Raw genomic sequence first — 18,742 nt, 5'->3', positions numbered from 1 at the left:
TCTCCGATCACGGTCGACAGCGCCTATGCGCCGGTCGCGCCGCCGGTCATGGCCCAGGTCGAGACGGTCGGCCCCGTCATGCGCCAGATCGCCTTTGAGATGCCGGTGCGCGGCTATGCCATCAACTCCGACTTCGGCATTCGCAAACTGGCCATCGAGGCCCGCGCCCGCGCTCATAAGGGCGTTGATATCGCCGCGCCCAAAGGCACCTCGGTCTTCACCGCCGCAGAGGGTGAGGTGATCCGCACAGGCTATGACGCGGGCGGATACGGCAACTTCATCGAGGTGGCCCACCCCAACGGCATGACCACCATTTACGGCCACCTCAGCCGCATCGACGTGGCCACCGGCGACAGGGTCACGCCGGACCAGCGCATCGGTCTGGTCGGCTCCACCGGCTATTCCACCGGCCCTCACCTACATTTCGAAGTCCGCCGTGATGGCGATCAGGTGAACCCCACCCGTGTCGTGGGCCGCAGTTTCCAGATTGCCGTCAAGGCCAAGACCTAGGCCGCAACCGCACACTCGCTCAGCCGCTGCCGCAACCACTGCAAACCCGCATCCCCGTCCCTGCGCTCATGCCAGGTCTGGACGAAACGAAAGGGCGTCAGCGCAAACGGCGGCGGCACGACCGCCAGACGCGGGTCCAACGGCTCGCGCAGGCTGCGGCTTGAGATGGTCAGCACCAGATCGGTTCCCGCGATCAGATCGGGCGCCACGCTCCAGTGCGGCAGGGTCACCACCACCTCGCGCCTGTGGTTCAGACGCGCCAGCGCTCCGTCCACCTCGTCCACCCGCCCGTCCTGAACCGCGACCGACACGTGCGGCCGAGCCAGATAGGCCGACGGATCAAACCGGTCGCCCAGCGTCGTTCGATCCATGACGCAGACGAACCGCTCTTCCAGCAGCAGGCTTTCGCGCACCTGTGCGGGACGTTCGGGAAAGACGCCCAGCGCCAGATCGACATCCCCGTCCACCACCGCCGCCATGGCCGCATCCCGGCTGCGGGTCGTGATCGACAGATGCACGCCCGGCGCCTGTTCCCGCAACACAGGCAGCAGGCGCGGCCCCAGCATGGCTGAGGCATAGTCCGACATGGTCAGGCGATAGGTCCGGCGCGTCTGGGCCGGCTCAAAAGGCGTCGGCCGCACCAACCCCCGCACCGCGGCCAGCGTCTCGGCCAGAACCGGCTCCATTTCACGCGCCCGCGCCGTCAGCTCCCACCCTTCAGCGCCCCGGATCAGCAGCGGATCTTCAAAGGTCAGGCGCAGCCGCCCCAGCGCCTGACTGACGGCGGGCTGGCTTCGGTTCAGCCGCAGGGCCGCGCGCGAGACATGACGCTCTGCGAACAGGGCCTCCATCACGACCAGCAGGTTCAGGTCCAGCGCGGCAAGATCATTCATTTGACGAATACTAAATGTTAGAAATGACGATTTTCAAAACAAATATTTATGCCCCATCTCCTGATCCGCAGCATCGACAAGGAGATGACCGATGAACGACACCGGCCTTTCGCACATCGCCTTTGTGGTCAGAGACCTGGAGGCCAGCATCCGCTTCTACGAGCATTATGCAGGCATGAGAGTGATCCATCGCCGCGCGGCGGGGGGCGCCATCCGCGCCGTCGCCTGGCTGACGGATTTCTCACGTCCCTTTGCTCTGGTTCTGGTTGAGTCCGAAGCGCTGGACGACACGCCGCTGGGTCCGTTCGGCCATCTGGGCGTCGCCTGCGCCAGCCGCGAGGATGTCGACCGTCTGGCGCAGCAGGCCGAACAGGAAGGCATCCTGCGCAAGGCCCCGACCGACAGCGGCCCGCCCGTCGGCTACTGGACCTATATCGCCGACCCCGACGGCAATACGCTGGAGCTGTCCTACGGACAGGCCATCGCCTTCACGATCGAGGACGCGCGCCGCCTTAATCCAGAGGCCTGATTCCCTTGCCGCTGGCGCCGCCTCCCGAACCCTTGCTAGGCTCAAGGTCAAGAAACGGGAGGCGGCATGACAGCGGCACTGACGCTTGAGGGCGTGACCAAGCGATACGGCGATTTCGAAGCCGTCCGCGACCTCAGTTTCGCGGTTCCCAAGGGGTCGATCTGCGGCTTCCTCGGCCCCAATGGCGCGGGCAAGACCTCGACCCTGCGCATGATCCTGGGCCTGCAGCCCGCGACCAGCGGCCGGATCGACATTCTGGGCGCATCCGACGGGCGTCTGGTGCGCGACCGCATCGGCTTCCTTCCCGAAGAACGCGGCCTCTACAAGAAGATGACCCCGGTCGAGGCCATCGCCTTCTTCGGCGCCCTGAAGGGCCTGCCCATCGCTGAAGGCAAGAAGCGCGCGAAGGTGATGCTGGAGCAGCAGGGTCTGGGCGCATCGCAAAAGAAGAAGATGAAAGAGCTGTCCAAGGGCATGGCCCAGAAGGTGCAGCTGATCGCCTCGGTCGTTCACAGGCCTGAGTTCGTCATTCTGGACGAGCCCTTCTCGGGCCTGGACCCCATGAACCAGCAGGGGCTGGAGGAAATGATCCGGGGTCTGGCCGCCGATGGCGCGACCGTCCTGTTCTCCACCCATGTGATGCAGCACGCCGAACGTCTGTGCGACAAGGTCGTGCTGCTGGCGCGGGGGCGAAAGGCGTTCGAAGGTTCGGTGGACGAAGCCCGCTCCACCTCGCCCCGCTTCCTTGATCTGGAAGGCGACATCACCGCACAGGCCGCCGCCGCCCTGCCTGGCGTTGCAGGCGTCGAAACCCTGCCCGACGGCCAGTTGAAGGTCGCCCTGCTGCCCGGCGCAGCGGGTCAGGAGACGTTGAAGGCCGCCTTCCTCAGCGGTCTGGACGTTCGCCGCTTCGCCCTAAAGGAGCCAACCCTGCACGACGCCTTCATCGGCCTGACCGGCGACCATCCCGACCAACCCGCCGTTCGGGAGATCGCCCAATGAAGCGCACCCTGCTGATCGCACGGCGCGAATATGTCGCCTATGCCAAGACCGTCGGCTTCTGGCTGTCGCTGCTGGCCTTTCCGCTGTTCGCGGTATTGGGCGGGGGCATTCCCCTGCTGATCCGCTCCGCTGAGCCGATCAAGGCCGTCGCCATCGTCGAGGAAGGCCCGCAGGCCTCCGGCCTCGCCGCCGTCGTCCAGTCCGCGCTCAAGACCGAACAGGACCGCATAAACCAGCGCGCACAGGACGCCGCCGCCAAGGGGCAGGCGGGCGCCAGTCGCGCCGTCGCCTCTCTGGGCGCGCCCAAGATCAGGCTGGTGCCAGCCCCCGCCGCCATCGCCGACGCGCCCGTCGGCCAGGCGCGCGACGAGGCGATTCGTCATGCTCTGGCCAAGAGCACGCCTGAGGATCAGCGCCTCGACGCCGTCGTCTTCCTGACCCGCGAAGGTGACCGTCCCGCCGCACAGGTCTGGACCGGACGCGCCAATGATTCCGACGTCGGCGACTTCATCCGCAGCGCCCTGCGTACCGGCTATCGCGAGCAGATGCTGGTCTCGGCAGGCGTCGCCCCCGCACTGGTCGATCAGATCGAATCCTTCCGGCCCGAGGTGAAGGCCTTCTCGCCCAACGCCGCCAGCGGGGGCGAGGTGTCGATGCGCGACCGCCTGCCCTCCTTCATCGGTCTAGGCGCCGGGTTCCTGTTGTGGTCGCTGGTCCTGACCGGCGCCTCCATCCTGCTGAACAGCGTGATGGAGGAGAAATCGAACCGCATCCTTGAGGTGCTGCTGTCCTCAGCCTCGGCCACCGAAATCCTGACAGGCAAGGTGCTGGGCGTGGCCTTGCTGACACTGACGGTGCTGGCCGCCTGGGGCGGGCTGGGCGGTTTCGTCCTGCTGTCCGCCGCACCCCAGATCGCCGTGCAGGTGGGTCAGGTGCTGCTGCACGACGGTCTGGTCTTCTATTTCATCGCCTATATGGTCGGCGGATATCTGATGTACGCGGTGCTGTTCGCCGCCATCGGCGCCTTCTGCGAGACGCCCCGCGACGCACAGACCCTGATGGGGCCGATCATGATGGTGCTGATCGTGCCGATCATGGTCATGCAGATGGCCCTGACCAGCCCGGACGCCCCGGTGGTGAAGATCCTGTCGTGGATACCCTTCTTCACTCCCTTCCTGATGAGCGCCCGCGCCCCCAGCGATCCGCCCCTGATCGAGATCATCCTGACCCTGATCGGCATGTTCGCCACCGCCGCCCTGATGGTCTGGATCGCCGGTCGCGCCTTCCGCGCAGGCGCGTTGTCGGATGTGAAACTGAGCTGGAAGTCGTTCGGTCGGGCGATCACAGGGCGGGGGTGAACGCCAAGCTCTCCTCCCTGTCGCACAGCGATGGGGAAGCCGCTCAGCGCCTGCGCTACAATGGAGGACTCTTTCCGCACGGCCCAGGTTCAATCGACACTCAGCGCCAAACCGTCATTCCGGGGCGTCCGCAGGACGAACCCGGAACCCAGGAGGCTGCATCCAATGTCAACTGCATCAACGGCGCGACCGTAGCCCTGGCTTCCGGGTTCTTCGCTCCGCTCAGCCCCGGAATGACGATCGGAGAGGTTGGTCGCCTGAATGTCGGTTGGCTCTCGCTGCACGGCGAGAAAATAGAAAAGGCCGCCTCCTTTCGGAAGCGGCCTTAAATCTTTTGGCTTTCGCCAGGTCCCTTGCGGGGCGGGTCTTAACGACCGCCGGGCACGCGGGGCTTCGGCGCGGGCAGCAGGCCCTCGCGTTGAGCGCGCTTGCGAGCCAGCTTACGGGCGCGACGGACGGCTTCAGCCTTTTGGCGAGCACGCTTTTCCGACGGCTTTTCGTAATGCACGTGGCGCTTCATTTCACGGAAGCTGCCTTCGCGTTGCATCTTCTTCTTCAGGGCTTTGAGCGCTTGATCGACGTTATTATCGCGAACGAAAATCTGTACCAGGTTGAACTCTCCTTTGGCCGCCCGCCGCGTCCTGTGAGGGAGACGGGCGAACAAAATAAAATCGTCTTCCGAAAGCGAAGCTCTCGGATGAAGGCGCGCTGATACACGACCCACCCTGCTCTGTCCAGTTCAACGCGACCATTCTTGAAGGCTCGAAACCCCCGCGCGACAGGCGTATGTTCCCCCCATGACACAGAACCCTGATTGGGCCGACCGCACCGAGCAGACCGTGCTGGACGCCGCCGTATCCCGCGCGCCCGCACTGGGCTGGAACGCGCGTCTGGTGCGTGAGGCGTGCGAGGCCAGCGGCCTGTCCCTTGGCGACGAAGAACTGCTGCTGCCCAATGGTGCGCGCGATCTGGCCGCCCTGTTGTCGCGACGTCATGATGACCGTGCGCTGGAGGCGCTGGGACGAATCGACGCCAAGTCGTTGAAGATTCGCGAACGAATCGCCCGCGCCGTGTCCGAGCGCATGGAGGCGGGCGCCGCCGACCTTGAGGCCACGCGCCGCTGCGCCGCCTTCCTGGCCCTGCCCGTCAATGCTGATCTGGGGCTGAAACTGGCGTGGGAAAGCGCCGACCACCTGTGGCGCTGGGCCGGTGACGAGGCCACCGACTGGAACCACTATTCCAAGCGCACCATCCTGTCGGGCATCCTGATTCCTGCCCTGACCATGCGCTGGTTCGACGGTCGTGAGACAGCCGAAGAATTCGTCGCCCGCCGCATCGAAAACGTCATGGCCTTCGAAAAATGGAAAGCCGGCAAGGATTTCGACGCCCCGTTCAGGAAAGCGGCGAATGTGCTGAGTCGCATGCGGTACGGCGCGCGGGATCAGGCAACGTCCTAGCTTCCCCGTCCCGCTGTCATCCTCGAGCTTAAGCCCAGAATGACGCCTGATCATATCAGACGGTCCGTTAGTTGATGTTGCCTGACGCCACAGAAGGCTCAGAGCCTTGGATCATACGCATAGCCGCTGCGTAGGCTGAGGCATCCAGATCCTTCTCCAGATCAGCCACACACTGCGATGACGACGGCTCAACCAATCGTCGCGCCGCAAGACCCGGCTGCGCGTCCCATGCATCGAGCGCCACCAGCCAACGACCGACACCGCGCTGACTGGACGTAGCATTTACACTCGTCCCGTCTTTAAGGATCACGACGTAGCTTATCCTCGCAGTCTGCTTCCAGCGGTTCAGGCGGGAATACCGGCACTCAACCCGAATCTCACCGACATCGGACAGCCCGTAACTGCGCGCCTTGGACGGCCAACCAGGGGCGATTGAAACCGAACCACGGTCCAGCCTCGCCCAGCCCTGTGCGAAAGGCGCGCAAAACAACACGGCCAAAAGGCTGAGGACGCAAGCCGGTCCCCATATCCACCACGGACGGCGAACCAGCAGGAAGGCAGCGCCCCCACTCATGGCCGCAAACAGAAACGCCCCATTGATGACCAACGACTGATACGGCGCACCAACAGGCCATTTCAGGTGATCGCCTACAGCGCCAGCGTCTCCGCGCAAAAGCAGACCAATGAATAGCGGCCCCACCAAAGTCGCAATGACAACAGGAACAGCCGACCGCCAGCGCGCTCTGAACGAACGGTCGGGCCCGCCTGTCACAATGGCAGCACCCGGTTCACATGCGCCATCTTGCGGCCGGCGCGCGCCTCGGCCTTGCCGTACAGGTGCAGGCGTTCGTCGGCCTTGCCTGCCAGAGCGCGCCACTGTTCGACCTCGTCGCCCAGCAGATTGGTCATCTCGACGCGGGCGTGGGCGGTCGTGGGGCCAAGGGGCCAGCCTGTCACGGCGCGGATATGTTGTTCGAACTGGTCGCAGACGCAGCCGTCCTGGGTCCAGTGGCCGGTGTTGTGGACACGCGGCGCGATCTCGTTGACCAGCAGCACGTCGTCTCCGAGGTCAAACAACTCGACCCCCAGAACCCCGACATAGTCCAGCCCGTCCAGAATCGCCTCGGCAATGGCGCGGGCACGTCCTTGAGTCTTCTCGTCCACGGTTGCGGGCGCCAGCGTCGTGCGCAGAACCCCGCCCTCATGGCTGTTCTCGCCCAACGGATAGACCGCCATATGGCCGTCCCAGTCGCGCGCGGCGATGACGGACAGTTCGCGCACGAAACTGGCCTTGGCCTCCAGGATCGCCGGGCGTCCGCCCAGACTTTCCAGCGCCTGCGCCGCATCGGCGATGTCGCGGATCCAGACCTGTCCCTTGCCGTCATAGCCTTCGCGGCGGGTCTTCAGCAGGGCCGGAACCCCCAGCACCGTCAGCCCGTCGATCAGGTCTGACAGCGTGTCCACCACCGCGAACTGCACCGTCGGCGCGCCCACGGCGTTCAGGAAGGTCTTTTCATCCACCCGGTCCTGCGACACCCGCAGCGCCGTCGGCCCCGGCGCAACCAATGCGCCCGCTTCGGCCAGACGCTCGATGGAGGCGGCGGGCACATTTTCGAACTCGAACGTCACCACGTCAGCGGCCCGGCCTAGCGCCGTCAGCGCCTCAGGGTCACCATAGGCGGCGACTATCTGGCGCGCCGACACCCGGCCCGCCGGGCTGTTGGCCTCGGGGTCCAGAATGACGACGTCAAAGCCCAGACGCGACGCGGCCTGGCTCAGCATCCGGCCCAGTTGGCCTCCGCCAATGATGCCGAGGGTCGAACCGGGGGGAAGCGGAAGGCTGGGCACGTCAGTCCTCGACGGATTCGGCGACAGATTCGGTTTGGGCGACGCGGAAGGCGGCCAGACGCTCGGCCAGTGCCTCGTCCGACAGGGCCAGAATCTGCGCGGCCAGAATGCCGGCGTTGGCGGCGCCTGCCTCGCCGATGGCCAATGTCGCGACCGGCACACCCGCAGGCATCTGCACGATGGACAACAGGCTATCCATGCCCTTCAGGGCCTTGGACTTCACCGGCACGCCCAGCACGGGCAATTCCGTCATGGACGCGGCCATGCCCGGCAGGTGAGCGGCGCCGCCTGCGCCTGCGATGATGACCTTGTACCCGGCGGCCTTTGCGCCCGTGGCGAACTGGACCAGACGTTCCGGGGTGCGGTGCGCGCTGACGACCTTGGCCTCCCAGGCGACGCCCAGTTGGTCCAGTTTGTCGGCGGCCAGCTTCATCGTGGGCCAGTCGGACCGGCTGCCCATGATGATCGCCACCGGCGTTGCGGAAGTCGCCATGTCTGTAAGGCCCCTCGCGGAAAGGCCGCCCGTTACAGCACGCAGGCGGGCGCCGCAACCGAACAGAGGCGCCCCAACGTCATTTCCGCCTGTTCATGGGCCGGTTTCCGCGCCACGCCACCTTCAATGTCGTGAGATCAGGCTTTAACATCGCCTGATTGCGCGCCCGATTCTGTCGCGCGTCCCGGAGCCTTCCGCCGCCTTGACCGACGTGGCCGATCACGACCTGACCGCCGAACTGGCCCGGCTGCGCGCCGAGCTGGAGACGTGGAAGCAGCGTGCGGCGATGGCTGAGGCCCTGGCCGACCATGACGTCCTGACCCCGGCCCTGAACCGGCGCGGCTTCATCGCCGCCATGTCGCGCACCATGGCCTATTGCCAGCGCCATGAGGTGCCCGCTGTCCTGCTGTATCTGGACATGGACGGGTTCAAGAGCGTCAACGACACACTGGGTCACGCTGCGGGCGACGCCGCCCTGATCGCGGTGGCCAAGCTGTTCCTGCGGAATCTGCGCGAATCCGACGCCGTCGGACGTCTGGGCGGCGATGAGTTCGGCCTGCTGATGCTGCACGCCGGACTGGAGGAAGGCCGCGCCAAGGCCCGCCAACTGGACGTCGCCCTAAAGGACGAGGGCTTCGTCTGGGACGGCCAGAAAACCGAACTGGGCGGCTCCTTCGGCGTGCGCGCCTTCGAGAGCCACACCGACCCTGAGGTCTGGCTGACCGAGGCCGACGCCGCCATGTGGGTGCGCAAGAAGGGGCGCTGAGGCCCCTTCCCGCTCATCAAGCTTACAGCGGCAAGCGCAGCTGAATCCCGCCCGTGTGGCTATCAGCGTGGTCGCCGAACCGTCCGCGATAGCCGACAGTCACCTTCACCGGACCGACCGTGCCCTCTACGCCCGCAGACGCCAGGAACTGGCCGCCGAACGGATCATCGACTTCGCGCGACAGCACCTTGGCCGGGTTGTTGAAGATGCCGACGCGGACCGGATCGGAACTGTCGTCCAGCGCATCGCGATAGCCGCCCTCGGCGAACAGGCCGAAACCGCTCATCTCGGCTTCGGCGCGCAGGGACACCTCGCCGGTCAGGGCCTTCACCGTGCGGTCGCCGTACTGATACTGGGCGGCGACGCCCTGCTCATAATAGCCGTCCACGTCGCTGGCGACATAGGCCAGGGCCGCGCGCGGCGACAGGGCGAAACCGCCCATGTCGAACCACATGCCGCCCTGCAGACGTGCACCGGTGCTGACCGCGCGGGTGTCGGCGGTGTGGACGATCGGCGCCAGACTGGTGGTGCGCTTGATGTCGTTGATGTTGTCGCGCGCCACGCCGACCGCTGCGTTGACGAAGACATTGTCCGAGCGCCAGCCGCCATAGACATCCATGCCGAAGCTCTCGACCGAGAATTTGAACGCATCGCTGTCGACATCGGCCTTCTGCGCCGACCCGGCCATGCCGAACCGCCACGAAGCCGACGGCCCCGCCTCCAGCGCGATCCGACCGCCCCAACCGTCAGAGGTCGAGGACCGCACCGAACCCCGCGCGTCGGTCTTGGTGTTGTTGTAGTTAGCCGAGGTCGTGATCGACACGCCCTGCGTCCAGGCCTCGCGTCCTGACAGGGCCTCACTGGCCGCCTCCAGCGCCTCTTCGCGGTGGCGATAGGTCGTCTCGCCCTGCAGCGTCGATTGGGCGCCGATGTCGCCATAATACAGATAGTCCGTCGCCAACTTGGCGATCAGCACATGGCCCGTCGCCGTCGGGTGAACCCCGTCAAAATAGAAATAGCTGGATGGATCAGCGCAGACTGTGACCCCGTTGAAACAGGACGCGGTGACATTGCTGACACCGAACTGGCCCGGATTGGCGGTGATGGTGTCGCCGATCTTGAACAGGTCCATCATGATGATGTTCGACCCCGGCCGTGCGGCGGCGACAGTATTCAGGCCGGTCTGCAGGGCGGTGTTGAAGGTCGTCGCCGAATAGTCAGCCAGAGGCGCGGCAGGCGTGCCCCGGAACTGCGGCGTGATGCTCAGCTTGGGCAGGTTGGACACCAGGATCGTGCCTGCGCCTGCACCTGCGACGTTGTTCACCAGCGTATTGATGTTGGCCGCCGCGCCTGTCGCCACCGGCGTCATGGCCGCGACCGGGCTGGCGGATGCGCCTGCCGCCGGCAGGGCCTGGAAGATGTCATTGGCCCCGCCCAGCACGGTCACCAGATCGGTCGCGCCGAAATTTCCGCCCGCCGCCGTATAGCGCGCCAACTGGTTCAACATGCCGAACGGCACGCCTGCGGAGGCGTCGGTGCGCGATCCGCCGAAGGCATAGTTGATGCTGCCGGTCACAGAGCCGGTGAAGTTCGCTGCGTTGAAGCCCAGCCTTTCGGTCCAGACCTGACCGCTGGAGAAACGTCCCTGATAATAGGGCGGCGACGGCGGCTGCGTGCCACTCGAAATCAGATACAGATTGCCGTTATCGCTCAGACTGTCGCCGAACACGACAAGGCGGCTGTAGGTCTGGGCTGAAGCTGAACCGGCGAATGCGCAGGCGGCCAGGGCAAGGGCGGCGACGGCGCCGCCTGTGAGAAAGCGCGACATAGATTCCTCCCGCGGTCGTCGTGATTGCGACCGTTCAACAGGAGGATGCGCCAGCCAGCGCCAAGCGCAAGATGCCGTTACGTCAGTATTCGGAAGATATCGGCGACTGTGACAACACAACCGCAGCCGCCGTATCGGGCTTTAGTGCAGCGTGCGGAACTTCAGCGTCCCCGGCACCGACTTCAGCTCACGCAAAGCTTCCGGGTCATAGTCATGATCCACGTCGGTGATGACATAGCCGGTCCGCTCATCCGTCTTCAGGTGCTGCCCCAGGATGTTCAGCCCAGCCGAGGCCAGCGCGCGGTTCAGTTCGGCCAGAACGCCGGGCTGGTTTCGGTGAATGTGCAGAATGCGGTGCGCGCCCGACACATCCGCCAACTGCACGTTCGGCAGGTTGACGCTGAAGGTCGTATCCCCCCGGTTCAGATAGCCCAGCAACCGCTCGGCCGCGAACTCGGCGATGGCTTCCTGCGCCTCTTCGGTGGAGCCGCCGATGTGGGGCGTCAGGATCATGTTCTTCAGGCCCTGCAGCGGGCTTTCGAACGGATCGGAATTGGTGCGCGGTTCTTCGGGGAAGACGTCCACGGCGGCGCCTGCGACCCGGCCCGAGCCTATGGCCTGCGACAAGGCGCCGACATCGACGACATGGCCGCGCGACAGGTTCAGGAACAGCGCCCCTTCCTTCATCCTGGAGAACTGGGCCGCGCCGAAGATGGCGCTGTTTTCCTTGCGACCGTCGACATGCAGGGTCACCACGTCGCTTTCGGCCAGCAGGGCGTCCAGCGAACGCATCCGCCGTGCATTGCCCAGCGCCAGCCGCTCCGACAGGTCATAGAACAGAACCCGCATCCCCAGGTTCTCGGCCAGCACCGACAACTGGCTGCCGATGGCGCCATAGCCGACGATGCCCAGGGTCTTGCCACGCAGCTCCTTGGAGCCCGTCGCTGACTTGTTCCACTGGCCGACATGCATGGCCGCCGACTTGTCGGCCACGTCACGCATCAGCACGATCATCAAGCCGATGGCTAGCTCGACCACCGAACGCGTGTTGGAATAGGGCGCATTGAACACCGCGACCCCGTGGTCCGAGGCGGCTTCCAGATCGATCTGGTTGGTGCCGATGCAGAAGGCGGCGATGGCCATCAGCTTGTCGGCCTCTTCCAGCACGCGGCGCGACACCGTGGTCTTGGAGCGGATGCCCAGCACGTGAACGCCCTTGATCGCCTCGATCAGATCGTCCTCGTCCAGCGCGCCCTTCTGGGTCTCGACCGAGTAACCCGCCTCCTCCAGCCGCTCGACGGCGGCGGGGTGGATGTTTTCGAGCAGCAGCATCTTCATGCGGCTGCGCGGGAAGGACCAGCGCCCGACCAGACCCTCGGCGTGCAGCACCTCGTCCAGAGACGCGGCTTCTGCGTCCGCGACCTCGACCACAGGCGCGCGACGCACGACCTCGGTGAAGGCGTAGAAGGCGTCGGCGGCGCCGGCCAGCTTGACCTCGGCGTCGTTCCAGCCGTCGCCGATCATGACCACGCGGCCCGTCAGGTTCAGATCATGGATCGCCTTGGGCTTGCCGCCCGCGTCCGACAGGGGGTTGGCCTGATCGACACCGATCACCCGCCCGGCCTCGTCATAGATCAGGTCGTTGCACAGCACGCGGTCGGGCGACACGCCCAGATCCTCGGCCACCGGCGCGATCACCTCGCGGAAGCCCCCGGACAGGATGACCACCTTGCCTTTGTTCTGCTGGAAGAAGTTCAGGTTGCGCCGCACAGACGCCGTCAGATGATCCGACGCCCGTTCCGCCAGCGTCGCGACATGGTCGCGCGTCAGCGGCAGCAGGGCCAGACGCTGACGCAGCGCCTCACCGAACCCGATCTGGCCACCCATCGCCTGATCGGTCAGTGCGGCGATCTCGGCACGTGTCTTGGCTGCGTCTGGCGAGTCCGCCAGGGCGATGTCGGCCAGGGCTTCAAGGGTCTCGAAATCAACCAGGGTCGAATCGAAGTCGAAAATCAGGGTGGGGCGCGCGCTCATGCGCGGCGTCTTAGCCCCCTTCGCGGTCGCAGCAAAGCCAAGTCGTACTGATGATCGGCGTCAGTTGCGCTTAAACCATGCCGCCTGCACCCGTTTTCACAGGACAGGCGGCAAGAATTTAGCGGAAGCGGGCGATGCGGCGCACGTGACTGTCAGGGCGACGGCTTTCCAGAACAGCAGCCCCGATCACCGCCGCCAGTGTCGCGACGGCCAGCAGGGCCCCGCCTTCACGCGGGTGGTCGCGTGCATAATCAACGGCTTCATCGGCATAGTGACGCGCGGTCTTGCCGTGTTTCTTGGCCGCCTTCTTGGCGTCCTTGCGCGCCGAACGAAACCAGCCGCCGGCACGATCGCGGGCATCATCGGCCAGATCAGCGGCGCGATGCCGGGCGTCACGTGAAAACTCACCGGCGCGGCTGTAGGCGTCGCGAGAAAACTCGCCCGCACGGTCGCCGAAATCCTCTGCCCCATGACGGAAGGCGTCAACGGCGTCCTCAAACCGGTGGCGCAGCGCATCCGTATCGACCCAACCCCGCGGATCGATGCGGGTCTTGATGCGCTGATAACGGGTCGGACCGCTGCGCTGCGACAGATAGACGGCGGCGGCGGCGCCGATCACGATCAGTGCCAGACTGCCGGCGGTGACGCCGGGATGTTTGCGGACTTCGGCCAGGGCGCTGAAATTACGAACCATAGGATAGTGAACCTCTTCATCGAGGCCGTCGTCCGTCGGGTCATAAAGCCCATCGTCGAACGGCTGATAGGCGGAACGGCGGTCCCGCATCAGTGAAGGAGCGAACCGCGCCAAAAGTGGTTCCGCAATCTCCGGCAAAGCTGAATAAAATGACGCAATCGCACGCCCTCCCCCGCCAACCGTGATTTCGCGGATCGGATGCGTCGCGCAGTACAGAATAGTGTCGGCGACCACATGGGTCGCATAGACCGGCTGGGGGTTATGCACCGCCTGCCCGGTCAGGTTCCGTGCATGTCGGCTGTAGGGGGTGTCGATGGCGCCGGGCTTGACCAGACTGACCGTCACGGGCGCCTTTTCGCGCAACAGTTCGATCCGCAGTGCATTGGTGAACCCCTTCACCGCGTGCTTGGACGCCGAATAGACGCCCTGAACCGGCAGGGGCAGGTCCGACAGGATCGAGCCGACATTAATGATGGCCCCGCCGCCCGGACGCCCGCGCAGATGTTCCGCCGCCACGACCGATCCGTTGACCACGCCCCAGTAGTTGGTCTCGAACAGCCGCCGCTGGTCTTCCAGCGACGTGTCGCGGATGGCGCCGAACAGGCCCACGCCCGCATTGTTGACCCAGGTGTCGAAGCCGCCGAACAGGCGCTGGCACTTGTCCGCCGCCTCTTTCAACGAATTATGATCGGCGACATCCGCCACGGCCCAGGCGACGCGCGCCCCTTGCGCTTGAAGCTCTTCGCACAGGGCGCGCAGATTCTTTTCGCCGCGCGCGATCAGGAAGACCTTGGCCCCGGCCCGCGCCGCCCGCCGCGCCGTCGCCAGACCCACACCGGATGTGGCGCCCGTGACCACGATGGATTGCTGGCCAAGCGGCTTCAGAGTGGGTTTCACGCTCATGCGGGCCTCATTTCCATCCCTGGAGAATCCGGGGGCCGATTGTCGATGTTTCTGCAGCCAAGCTTACAGGTTTGTCGAGCCGACACGACGCCCCAATTGCGGCCCGATCATCCCCCCTTATCAACCGCCGCTCGGGCGCCTACATAGCCCCGATCCCCGAATGACGAACCCCAAGGACACCGCCGTGACCGATCACGCGCCACACACCGCCGTTTCAGACGACCTGGCCGCCGCCTTCCAGATCGAAGGCTGGCCCGTGCGCGGCCGCCTGGTCCGCCTGGGCGCCGCCATCGACAAGATCCTGGCCGCCCATGCCTATCCCGAACCGGTCGCCGCCCTGCTGGGCGAAGCCTGCGCGCTGGCCGCCCTGATCGGCTCCAGCCTCAAGTTCGAGGGCCGCCTGATGGTTCAGGCCCAGGGCGATGGCCCTGTCCGCTATGTCGTCGCCGACTACGGCACCGACGGCACGCTGCGCGGCTATTGCCGTTATGACGCCGATGAAGTCGCCGAGGCCTCCAAGGGCTTTGCGCGTCCCGGCGCCCAGACCCTGCTGGGCAAGGGCGTCTTCGTCATGACGCTGGACCGCGGCCCCGACTTTGAACGCACACAGGGCATCACCCCCATCGAGGGCGAAAGCCTGTCGCTGTGCGCCGAACACTATTTCGAACAGTCCGAGCAGGTGCCGACCAAGGTGCGGCTGGCCGTCGGCTCGGTCGTCACCAACGCCGGGACGCAGTGGCGTGCGGGCGGGGCCATGATCCAGATCATCGCCGGCGACGAGGCCCGCGGCTCGACCGAAGAGGTCTGGGACCGCACCCGCGCCCTGTTCGGCACCCTGGCCGACGACGAACTGATCGACCCAACCATCTCGGCCGAGACCCTGTTGTTCCGCCTGTTCCACGAAGACGGCGTGCGGCTGGAAGGCGCCAAGGCCCTGACCGCCGTGTGCCGCTGCTCCAAGGACCGGATCGCCGCCGTCCTGGCCTCATTCGACCCGGTCGAGCGCGCCGACATGGTCGAGGACGATGGCCAGATCCGCGTCACCTGCGAATACTGCGCCACCGTCTATGAACTGACCCCCGACGAAATCGTGGCGGAACAGATCTGAGCCGTTCCCATGCTGGTCTGGCGTCTGCGGACGTCAGACCAGCATGAAGATCACATTCCCGAAGTTGTGCATCACGATCGGCAGCAGCACGCTTCCGGTCTTTTCCTTCAGCCAGACCAGCAACAGGGCCGAAACGCCCGTCGTCGCCATCAGCACCGGCTCGAAGCTGAAACTCCCGTCCGAATAGCCCAGCGCGTGCATCAGGCCGAAGGCGACGGACGACACCACAGCCCCCCACCCCATCTGCGCGCCCAGCACCCGCACCGGCTTGCCGAACGCCTCGTTCAGCATCAGCAGCAGCACGCCGCGATAGAACAACTCCTCATCCAGCCCCGGCATGGTCATCTGGAAGGCCAGGCTATCGATGTCGAACCCCTCGCCGGGGAAATACAGGGCCAACCCCAGGAACAGCGCCGCCAGAAATCCCGACAGGATCAGTGCGCCCGGCAGTCCCTTGCCATCCTGTTTCAGCGTCAGGCCTGAACGCCTCCAGCCCAGAACCGGCAGACTGGCCACGACCAGCGACAGGACGACCGCCATCGCCTTGCCTTCCCAATTCCACTTGGATGGCCAGAAGCTCAGCGGGATATGGCCGTATCCCCGCGTCAGCAGGGCGTCATAGACGATCATCAGCACCAGGGCGGCGATGAACCAGCCCCAGCCGATCCGTCCCTTGGTCAGCACCAAGCCCGCCAGCCCCGCCGCCCCAACGGCGCCGACCCAGGCCAAGGTCGCAATTATCGCATCCGGCATACGCCATCCCCTCCATGATCTGCATCATGGAGGCCGTGACGATGTGCGTCAGATGCACATTGCTGAAATTTAACGAAAACCCGCGCCGTTACAGCGCCGGATCAGCCTTCCAGATCCAGCGAATAGCCTGCCGAACGGACGGTGCGGATCGGGTTGGCGCTTTCATCGGCGATGGCCAGGGCCTTGCGCAGACGCCCGACGTGGACGTCCACGGTGCGCGCCTCGACATAGACGTCTGATCCCCAGACGGCGTCCAGCAACTGTTCGCGGCTGAACACGCGGCCCGGATGCTGCATGAAGTGGTCCAGCAGGCGGAACTCAGTCGGGCCGAGGTGAACTTCCTTACCGTCGCGCTTCACCCGATGCGAGACGCGGTCGATGATGATGTCGCCGTGGTTCAGACGGTCGTCGGCCAGACCCGGACGGATGCGGCGCAGCACGGCGCGGATACGGGCGATCAGTTCGACCATCGAAAACGGTTTGGTCAGATAGTCGTCAGCGCCGGTGTCCAGACCGCGCACCCGGTCGCTTTCTTCGCCGCGCGCCGTCAGCATGATGATCGGCAGGTTGCGCGTCTCGGCCTTGCCCCGGATGCGGCGGCAGACCTCGATGCCCGACAGCTTGGGCAGCATCCAGTCCAGCAGCACCAGATCGGGCTGGCGCTCGTCGATCTGCAGCATCCCCTCTTCGCCATCGGCGGCGACGGTGACGTCGTAGCCTTCCTTTTCAAGATTGTACTGAAGAAGGGTCGCCAGAGCGTCCTCGTCTTCCATCACAAGGATATAGGGCTGCACGTCGTGTCTCCGGTCTCGGCTCAGTGCGCGTTGGTCGAAAGGTTTGGCGTCGGATCAGCATCCTCGGCCGTCGGTTGGGCGCGCGGGCGTTCGCCCACGATGTCGTCGCCGGTGATCTCGTAGTGGACGGTCTCGGCGATATTGGTCGCGTGGTCGCCGATCCGCTCAAGGTTCTTGGCCATGAACAGCAGATGGGTGCAGGCGCCGATCGTGCGCGGGTCGCCCATCATGTAGGTCAGCAGTTCGCGGAACAGGGCGTTGTAGTGCTCGTCCACCTCGTCGTCCGTCTGCCAGACGGCGACGGCGCGATCCAGTTCAGAGGCCGTATAGGCGTCCAGCACGTCACGCAGGCGGGTCGAGACCAGTCGTCCCATCCGCTCGATGGAACGGGTCAGGGGCTGCATCGGCTCGCTGTCCGCCAGGATCAGGGCGCGCTTGGCGATGTTCTTGGCCAGGTCCCCGGTGCGCTCCAGATCGGTGGCGATCTTCATGGCGCCCAGGGTGCGGCGCAGGTCGCTGGCGACCGGCTGGCGCAGGGCGATCAGGCGAATGGCCTTCTTCTCGATATCCCGGTGCAGCGCGTCCAGCTTCAGGTCGCGTTCGACCACGGCGCGAGCCAGGGCCACGTCGCGGCGGGCGACGGAATCGATGGCGTCCGCGACCTGGGCCTCGGCCAGGCCGCCCATGCGGGCGATCTCGGCCGTGATCTGGTTCAGCTCGTCGCCGTAGGCTTTGACCGTGTGCTGGTTCATTAGCCGAAGCGTCCCGTGATGTAGTCCAGCGTGCGGCGTTCGCGCGGATTCTGGAAGATGTCTTCCGTATCCCCGGTCTCGACCAGCCGACCCATGTGGAAGAAGGCGGTGCGTTGCGACACCCGTGCGGCCTGGGCCATCGAGTGGGTGACGATGACGATGCAGAACCGCTCGCGCAGTTCGTCGATCAATTCCTCGATCCGCGCCGTGGCGATGGGGTCCAGCGCCGAGCAGGGCTCATCCATCAGGATGACTTCCGGGTTCACGGCGATGGCGCGGGCGATGACCAGACGCTGCTGCTGACCGCCCGACAGGCCCATGGCCGACGATTGCAGGCGATCGGCGACCTCGTCCCACAGACCGGCGCGTTTCAGGGCGCTTTCGACCACGCCGTCCATCTCGGACTTGGCGCTGACCAGGCCGTGGATTTTCGGACCGTAGGCGACGTTCTCGTAGATCGACTTCGGGAAGGGGTTCGGACGCTGGAACACCATGCCGACGCGGGCGCGCAGCAGCACCGGGTCGATGGAGCGGTCGTTGATGTCCTCGTCGTCCATCGCGATCCGACCTGTGACCTTACAGCCCGCGATGGTGTCGTTCATGCGGTTCATGGTCCGCAGGAAGGTCGACTTGCCGCAACCCGACGGGCCGATCAGGGCCGTGACGGTCTTGTCCGGGATGTCCAGAGACACGTCGAACAGGGCCTGTTTGTCGCCATAGAAGACGCCCACGTCCCGCGCAGCGATCTTGATCGGGCCGACCGGCGGGCTGTCCACAACGGCGGGGCCGGTGATCGGCTCGGCGTCCTCCAGACGGCCTTCGGACACGTCGGTCTTGCCCGTCCGGATCTGCGGCAGGATGCGCGGCGTCTCGGCGGCTTCAGCCGGACCGGCGCCCGTCTGGTCTTCGGCGGAGCGGAAAATACGGAATTTCATTCTCTTACCACCGGCGCTCGAAGCGCCGCCTCAAGATGATGGCCGCCGCGTTCATCACGATCATGAAGGCCAGAAGCACCATGAT

At 65.5% G+C, this 18,742-nt stretch carries 20 protein-coding genes and 1 pseudogene; 8 read left to right on the top strand and 13 right to left on the bottom strand.

What is annotated here, in order from left to right:
* On the top strand, positions 1–510 hold a 510-nt coding region (locus tag QZ281_RS05570; RefSeq protein WP_292225687.1), incomplete at its 5' end, for a M23 family metallopeptidase.
* Here the strand turns inward: QZ281_RS05570 and QZ281_RS05565 are convergent.
* Positions 507–1,403: a LysR family transcriptional regulator gene (locus tag QZ281_RS05565; protein ID WP_292225684.1), complete on the bottom strand. Its 897-nt coding sequence runs from the start codon at positions 1,401–1,403 to the stop codon at positions 507–509. The genes QZ281_RS05570 and QZ281_RS05565 overlap by 4 nt on opposite strands.
* A gap of 91 nt (positions 1,404–1,494) precedes the next feature.
* Here QZ281_RS05565 and QZ281_RS05560 point away from each other — a divergent pair, with 91 nt between their 5' ends.
* From QZ281_RS05560 to QZ281_RS05545, 4 genes are all read left to right on the top strand, one after another.
* Positions 1,495–1,932 (top strand): VOC family protein, encoded by a 438-nt coding sequence (locus QZ281_RS05560; protein ID WP_292225682.1) that lies wholly within the window; start codon positions 1,495–1,497, stop codon positions 1,930–1,932.
* 66 nt (positions 1,933–1,998) lie between these two features.
* A complete protein-coding gene (locus QZ281_RS05555) occupies positions 1,999–2,934 on the top strand; it encodes an ATP-binding cassette domain-containing protein (RefSeq protein WP_292225680.1) in 936 nt (311 codons plus the stop codon).
* Complete coding sequence (locus QZ281_RS05550; RefSeq protein ID WP_292225677.1) at positions 2,931–4,292, top strand: ABC transporter permease; 1,362 nt, start codon at positions 2,931–2,933, stop codon at positions 4,290–4,292. Before QZ281_RS05555 ends, QZ281_RS05550 begins: the two co-directional genes overlap by 4 nt.
* Positions 4,289–4,621, top strand: coding sequence for a hypothetical protein (locus QZ281_RS05545; protein ID WP_292225673.1), 333 nt, complete (start codon positions 4,289–4,291; stop codon positions 4,619–4,621). The genes QZ281_RS05550 and QZ281_RS05545 overlap by 4 nt, the downstream gene beginning before the upstream one ends.
* Before the next feature lie 38 nt (positions 4,622–4,659).
* Here QZ281_RS05545 and rpsU read toward each other — a convergent pair whose 3' ends face one another.
* A complete protein-coding gene (gene rpsU, locus QZ281_RS05540; protein WP_087120183.1) occupies positions 4,660–4,902 on the bottom strand; it encodes a 30S ribosomal protein S21 in 243 nt (80 codons plus the stop codon).
* A gap of 187 nt (positions 4,903–5,089) precedes the next feature.
* Between rpsU and QZ281_RS05535 the strand changes: the two genes are divergently transcribed.
* Positions 5,090–5,749, top strand: a complete 660-nt coding sequence (locus QZ281_RS05535; protein ID WP_292225670.1) for a COQ9 family protein — start codon at positions 5,090–5,092, stop codon at positions 5,747–5,749.
* Between the two features lie 768 nt (positions 5,750–6,517).
* On the opposite strand, the gene QZ281_RS05530 is transcribed toward QZ281_RS05535, so the two are convergent.
* Positions 6,518–7,597 carry a 5-(carboxyamino)imidazole ribonucleotide synthase gene (locus QZ281_RS05530; RefSeq protein ID WP_292225668.1) on the bottom strand — a complete coding sequence of 360 codons (1,080 nt, stop codon included), beginning with the start codon at positions 7,595–7,597 and terminating at the stop codon, positions 6,518–6,520.
* Between the two features lies 1 nt (position 7,598).
* A complete protein-coding gene (gene purE, locus QZ281_RS05525; RefSeq protein ID WP_219353572.1) occupies positions 7,599–8,090 on the bottom strand; it encodes a 5-(carboxyamino)imidazole ribonucleotide mutase in 492 nt (163 codons plus the stop codon).
* Positions 8,091–8,301: 211 nt separating this feature from the next.
* Here purE and QZ281_RS05520 point away from each other — a divergent pair, with 211 nt between their 5' ends.
* Positions 8,302–8,856, top strand: coding sequence for a GGDEF domain-containing protein (locus QZ281_RS05520; RefSeq protein WP_292225794.1), 555 nt, complete (start codon positions 8,302–8,304; stop codon positions 8,854–8,856).
* Positions 8,857–8,878: 22 nt separating this feature from the next.
* Here the strand turns inward: QZ281_RS05520 and QZ281_RS05515 are convergent, their stop codons facing one another.
* The 4 genes and pseudogenes from QZ281_RS05515 to QZ281_RS05505 all read right to left on the bottom strand — a co-directional run bounded on the left by QZ281_RS05515 (position 8,879) and on the right by QZ281_RS05505 (position 14,315).
* The gene (locus tag QZ281_RS05515) at positions 8,879–10,684 is read right to left on the bottom strand and encodes an autotransporter domain-containing protein (RefSeq protein ID WP_292225665.1); all 1,806 of its coding nucleotides are present in this window, start codon (positions 10,682–10,684) and stop codon (positions 8,879–8,881) included.
* Between the two features lie 141 nt (positions 10,685–10,825).
* On the bottom strand, positions 10,826–12,055 hold the full coding sequence (gene serA / locus QZ281_RS18205) for a phosphoglycerate dehydrogenase (protein WP_363297458.1): 1,230 nt from the start codon (positions 12,053–12,055) through the stop codon (positions 10,826–10,828).
* A gap of 135 nt (positions 12,056–12,190) precedes the next feature.
* Positions 12,191–12,718: pseudogene (locus QZ281_RS18200) on the bottom strand (HAD-IB family phosphatase); the annotation flags it as partial.
* A gap of 118 nt (positions 12,719–12,836) precedes the next feature.
* On the bottom strand, positions 12,837–14,315 hold the full coding sequence (locus tag QZ281_RS05505; RefSeq protein WP_292225660.1) for an SDR family oxidoreductase: 1,479 nt from the start codon (positions 14,313–14,315) through the stop codon (positions 12,837–12,839).
* Positions 14,316–14,499: 184 nt separating this feature from the next.
* On the opposite strand from QZ281_RS05505, the gene QZ281_RS05500 reads away from it, so the two are divergent.
* The gene (locus QZ281_RS05500) at positions 14,500–15,423 is read left to right on the top strand and encodes an Hsp33 family molecular chaperone (RefSeq protein WP_292225658.1); all 924 of its coding nucleotides are present in this window, start codon (positions 14,500–14,502) and stop codon (positions 15,421–15,423) included.
* Positions 15,424–15,456: 33 nt separating this feature from the next.
* On the opposite strand, the gene QZ281_RS05495 is transcribed toward QZ281_RS05500, so the two are convergent.
* From QZ281_RS05495 to QZ281_RS05475, 5 genes are all read right to left on the bottom strand, one after another.
* Positions 15,457–16,176 (bottom strand): CPBP family intramembrane glutamic endopeptidase, encoded by a 720-nt coding sequence (locus QZ281_RS05495; RefSeq protein ID WP_292225654.1) that lies wholly within the window; start codon positions 16,174–16,176, stop codon positions 15,457–15,459.
* Positions 16,177–16,277: 101 nt separating this feature from the next.
* Complete coding sequence (phoB, locus tag QZ281_RS05490; RefSeq protein ID WP_201097060.1) at positions 16,278–16,970, bottom strand: phosphate regulon transcriptional regulator PhoB; 693 nt, start codon at positions 16,968–16,970, stop codon at positions 16,278–16,280.
* Positions 16,971–16,990: 20 nt separating this feature from the next.
* Complete coding sequence (gene phoU, locus QZ281_RS05485; RefSeq protein ID WP_292225646.1) at positions 16,991–17,722, bottom strand: phosphate signaling complex protein PhoU; 732 nt, start codon at positions 17,720–17,722, stop codon at positions 16,991–16,993.
* Positions 17,722–18,657 carry a phosphate ABC transporter ATP-binding protein PstB gene (pstB, locus tag QZ281_RS05480; protein WP_292225644.1) on the bottom strand — a complete coding sequence of 312 codons (936 nt, stop codon included), beginning with the start codon at positions 18,655–18,657 and terminating at the stop codon, positions 17,722–17,724. Before pstB ends, phoU begins: the two co-directional genes overlap by 1 nt.
* 4 nt (positions 18,658–18,661) lie before the next feature.
* Positions 18,662–18,742: hypothetical protein (locus QZ281_RS05475; protein ID WP_292225792.1), on the bottom strand; the 81-nt coding region annotated here is incomplete at its 5' end.

It is taken from the genome of Brevundimonas sp. (assembly GCF_018608325.1).
GTDB lineage: Bacteria > Pseudomonadota > Alphaproteobacteria > Caulobacterales > Caulobacteraceae > Brevundimonas.
Note: the sequence above shows the minus strand (reverse complement) of the source record. Positions and strands in the feature narration are given on the sequence as shown.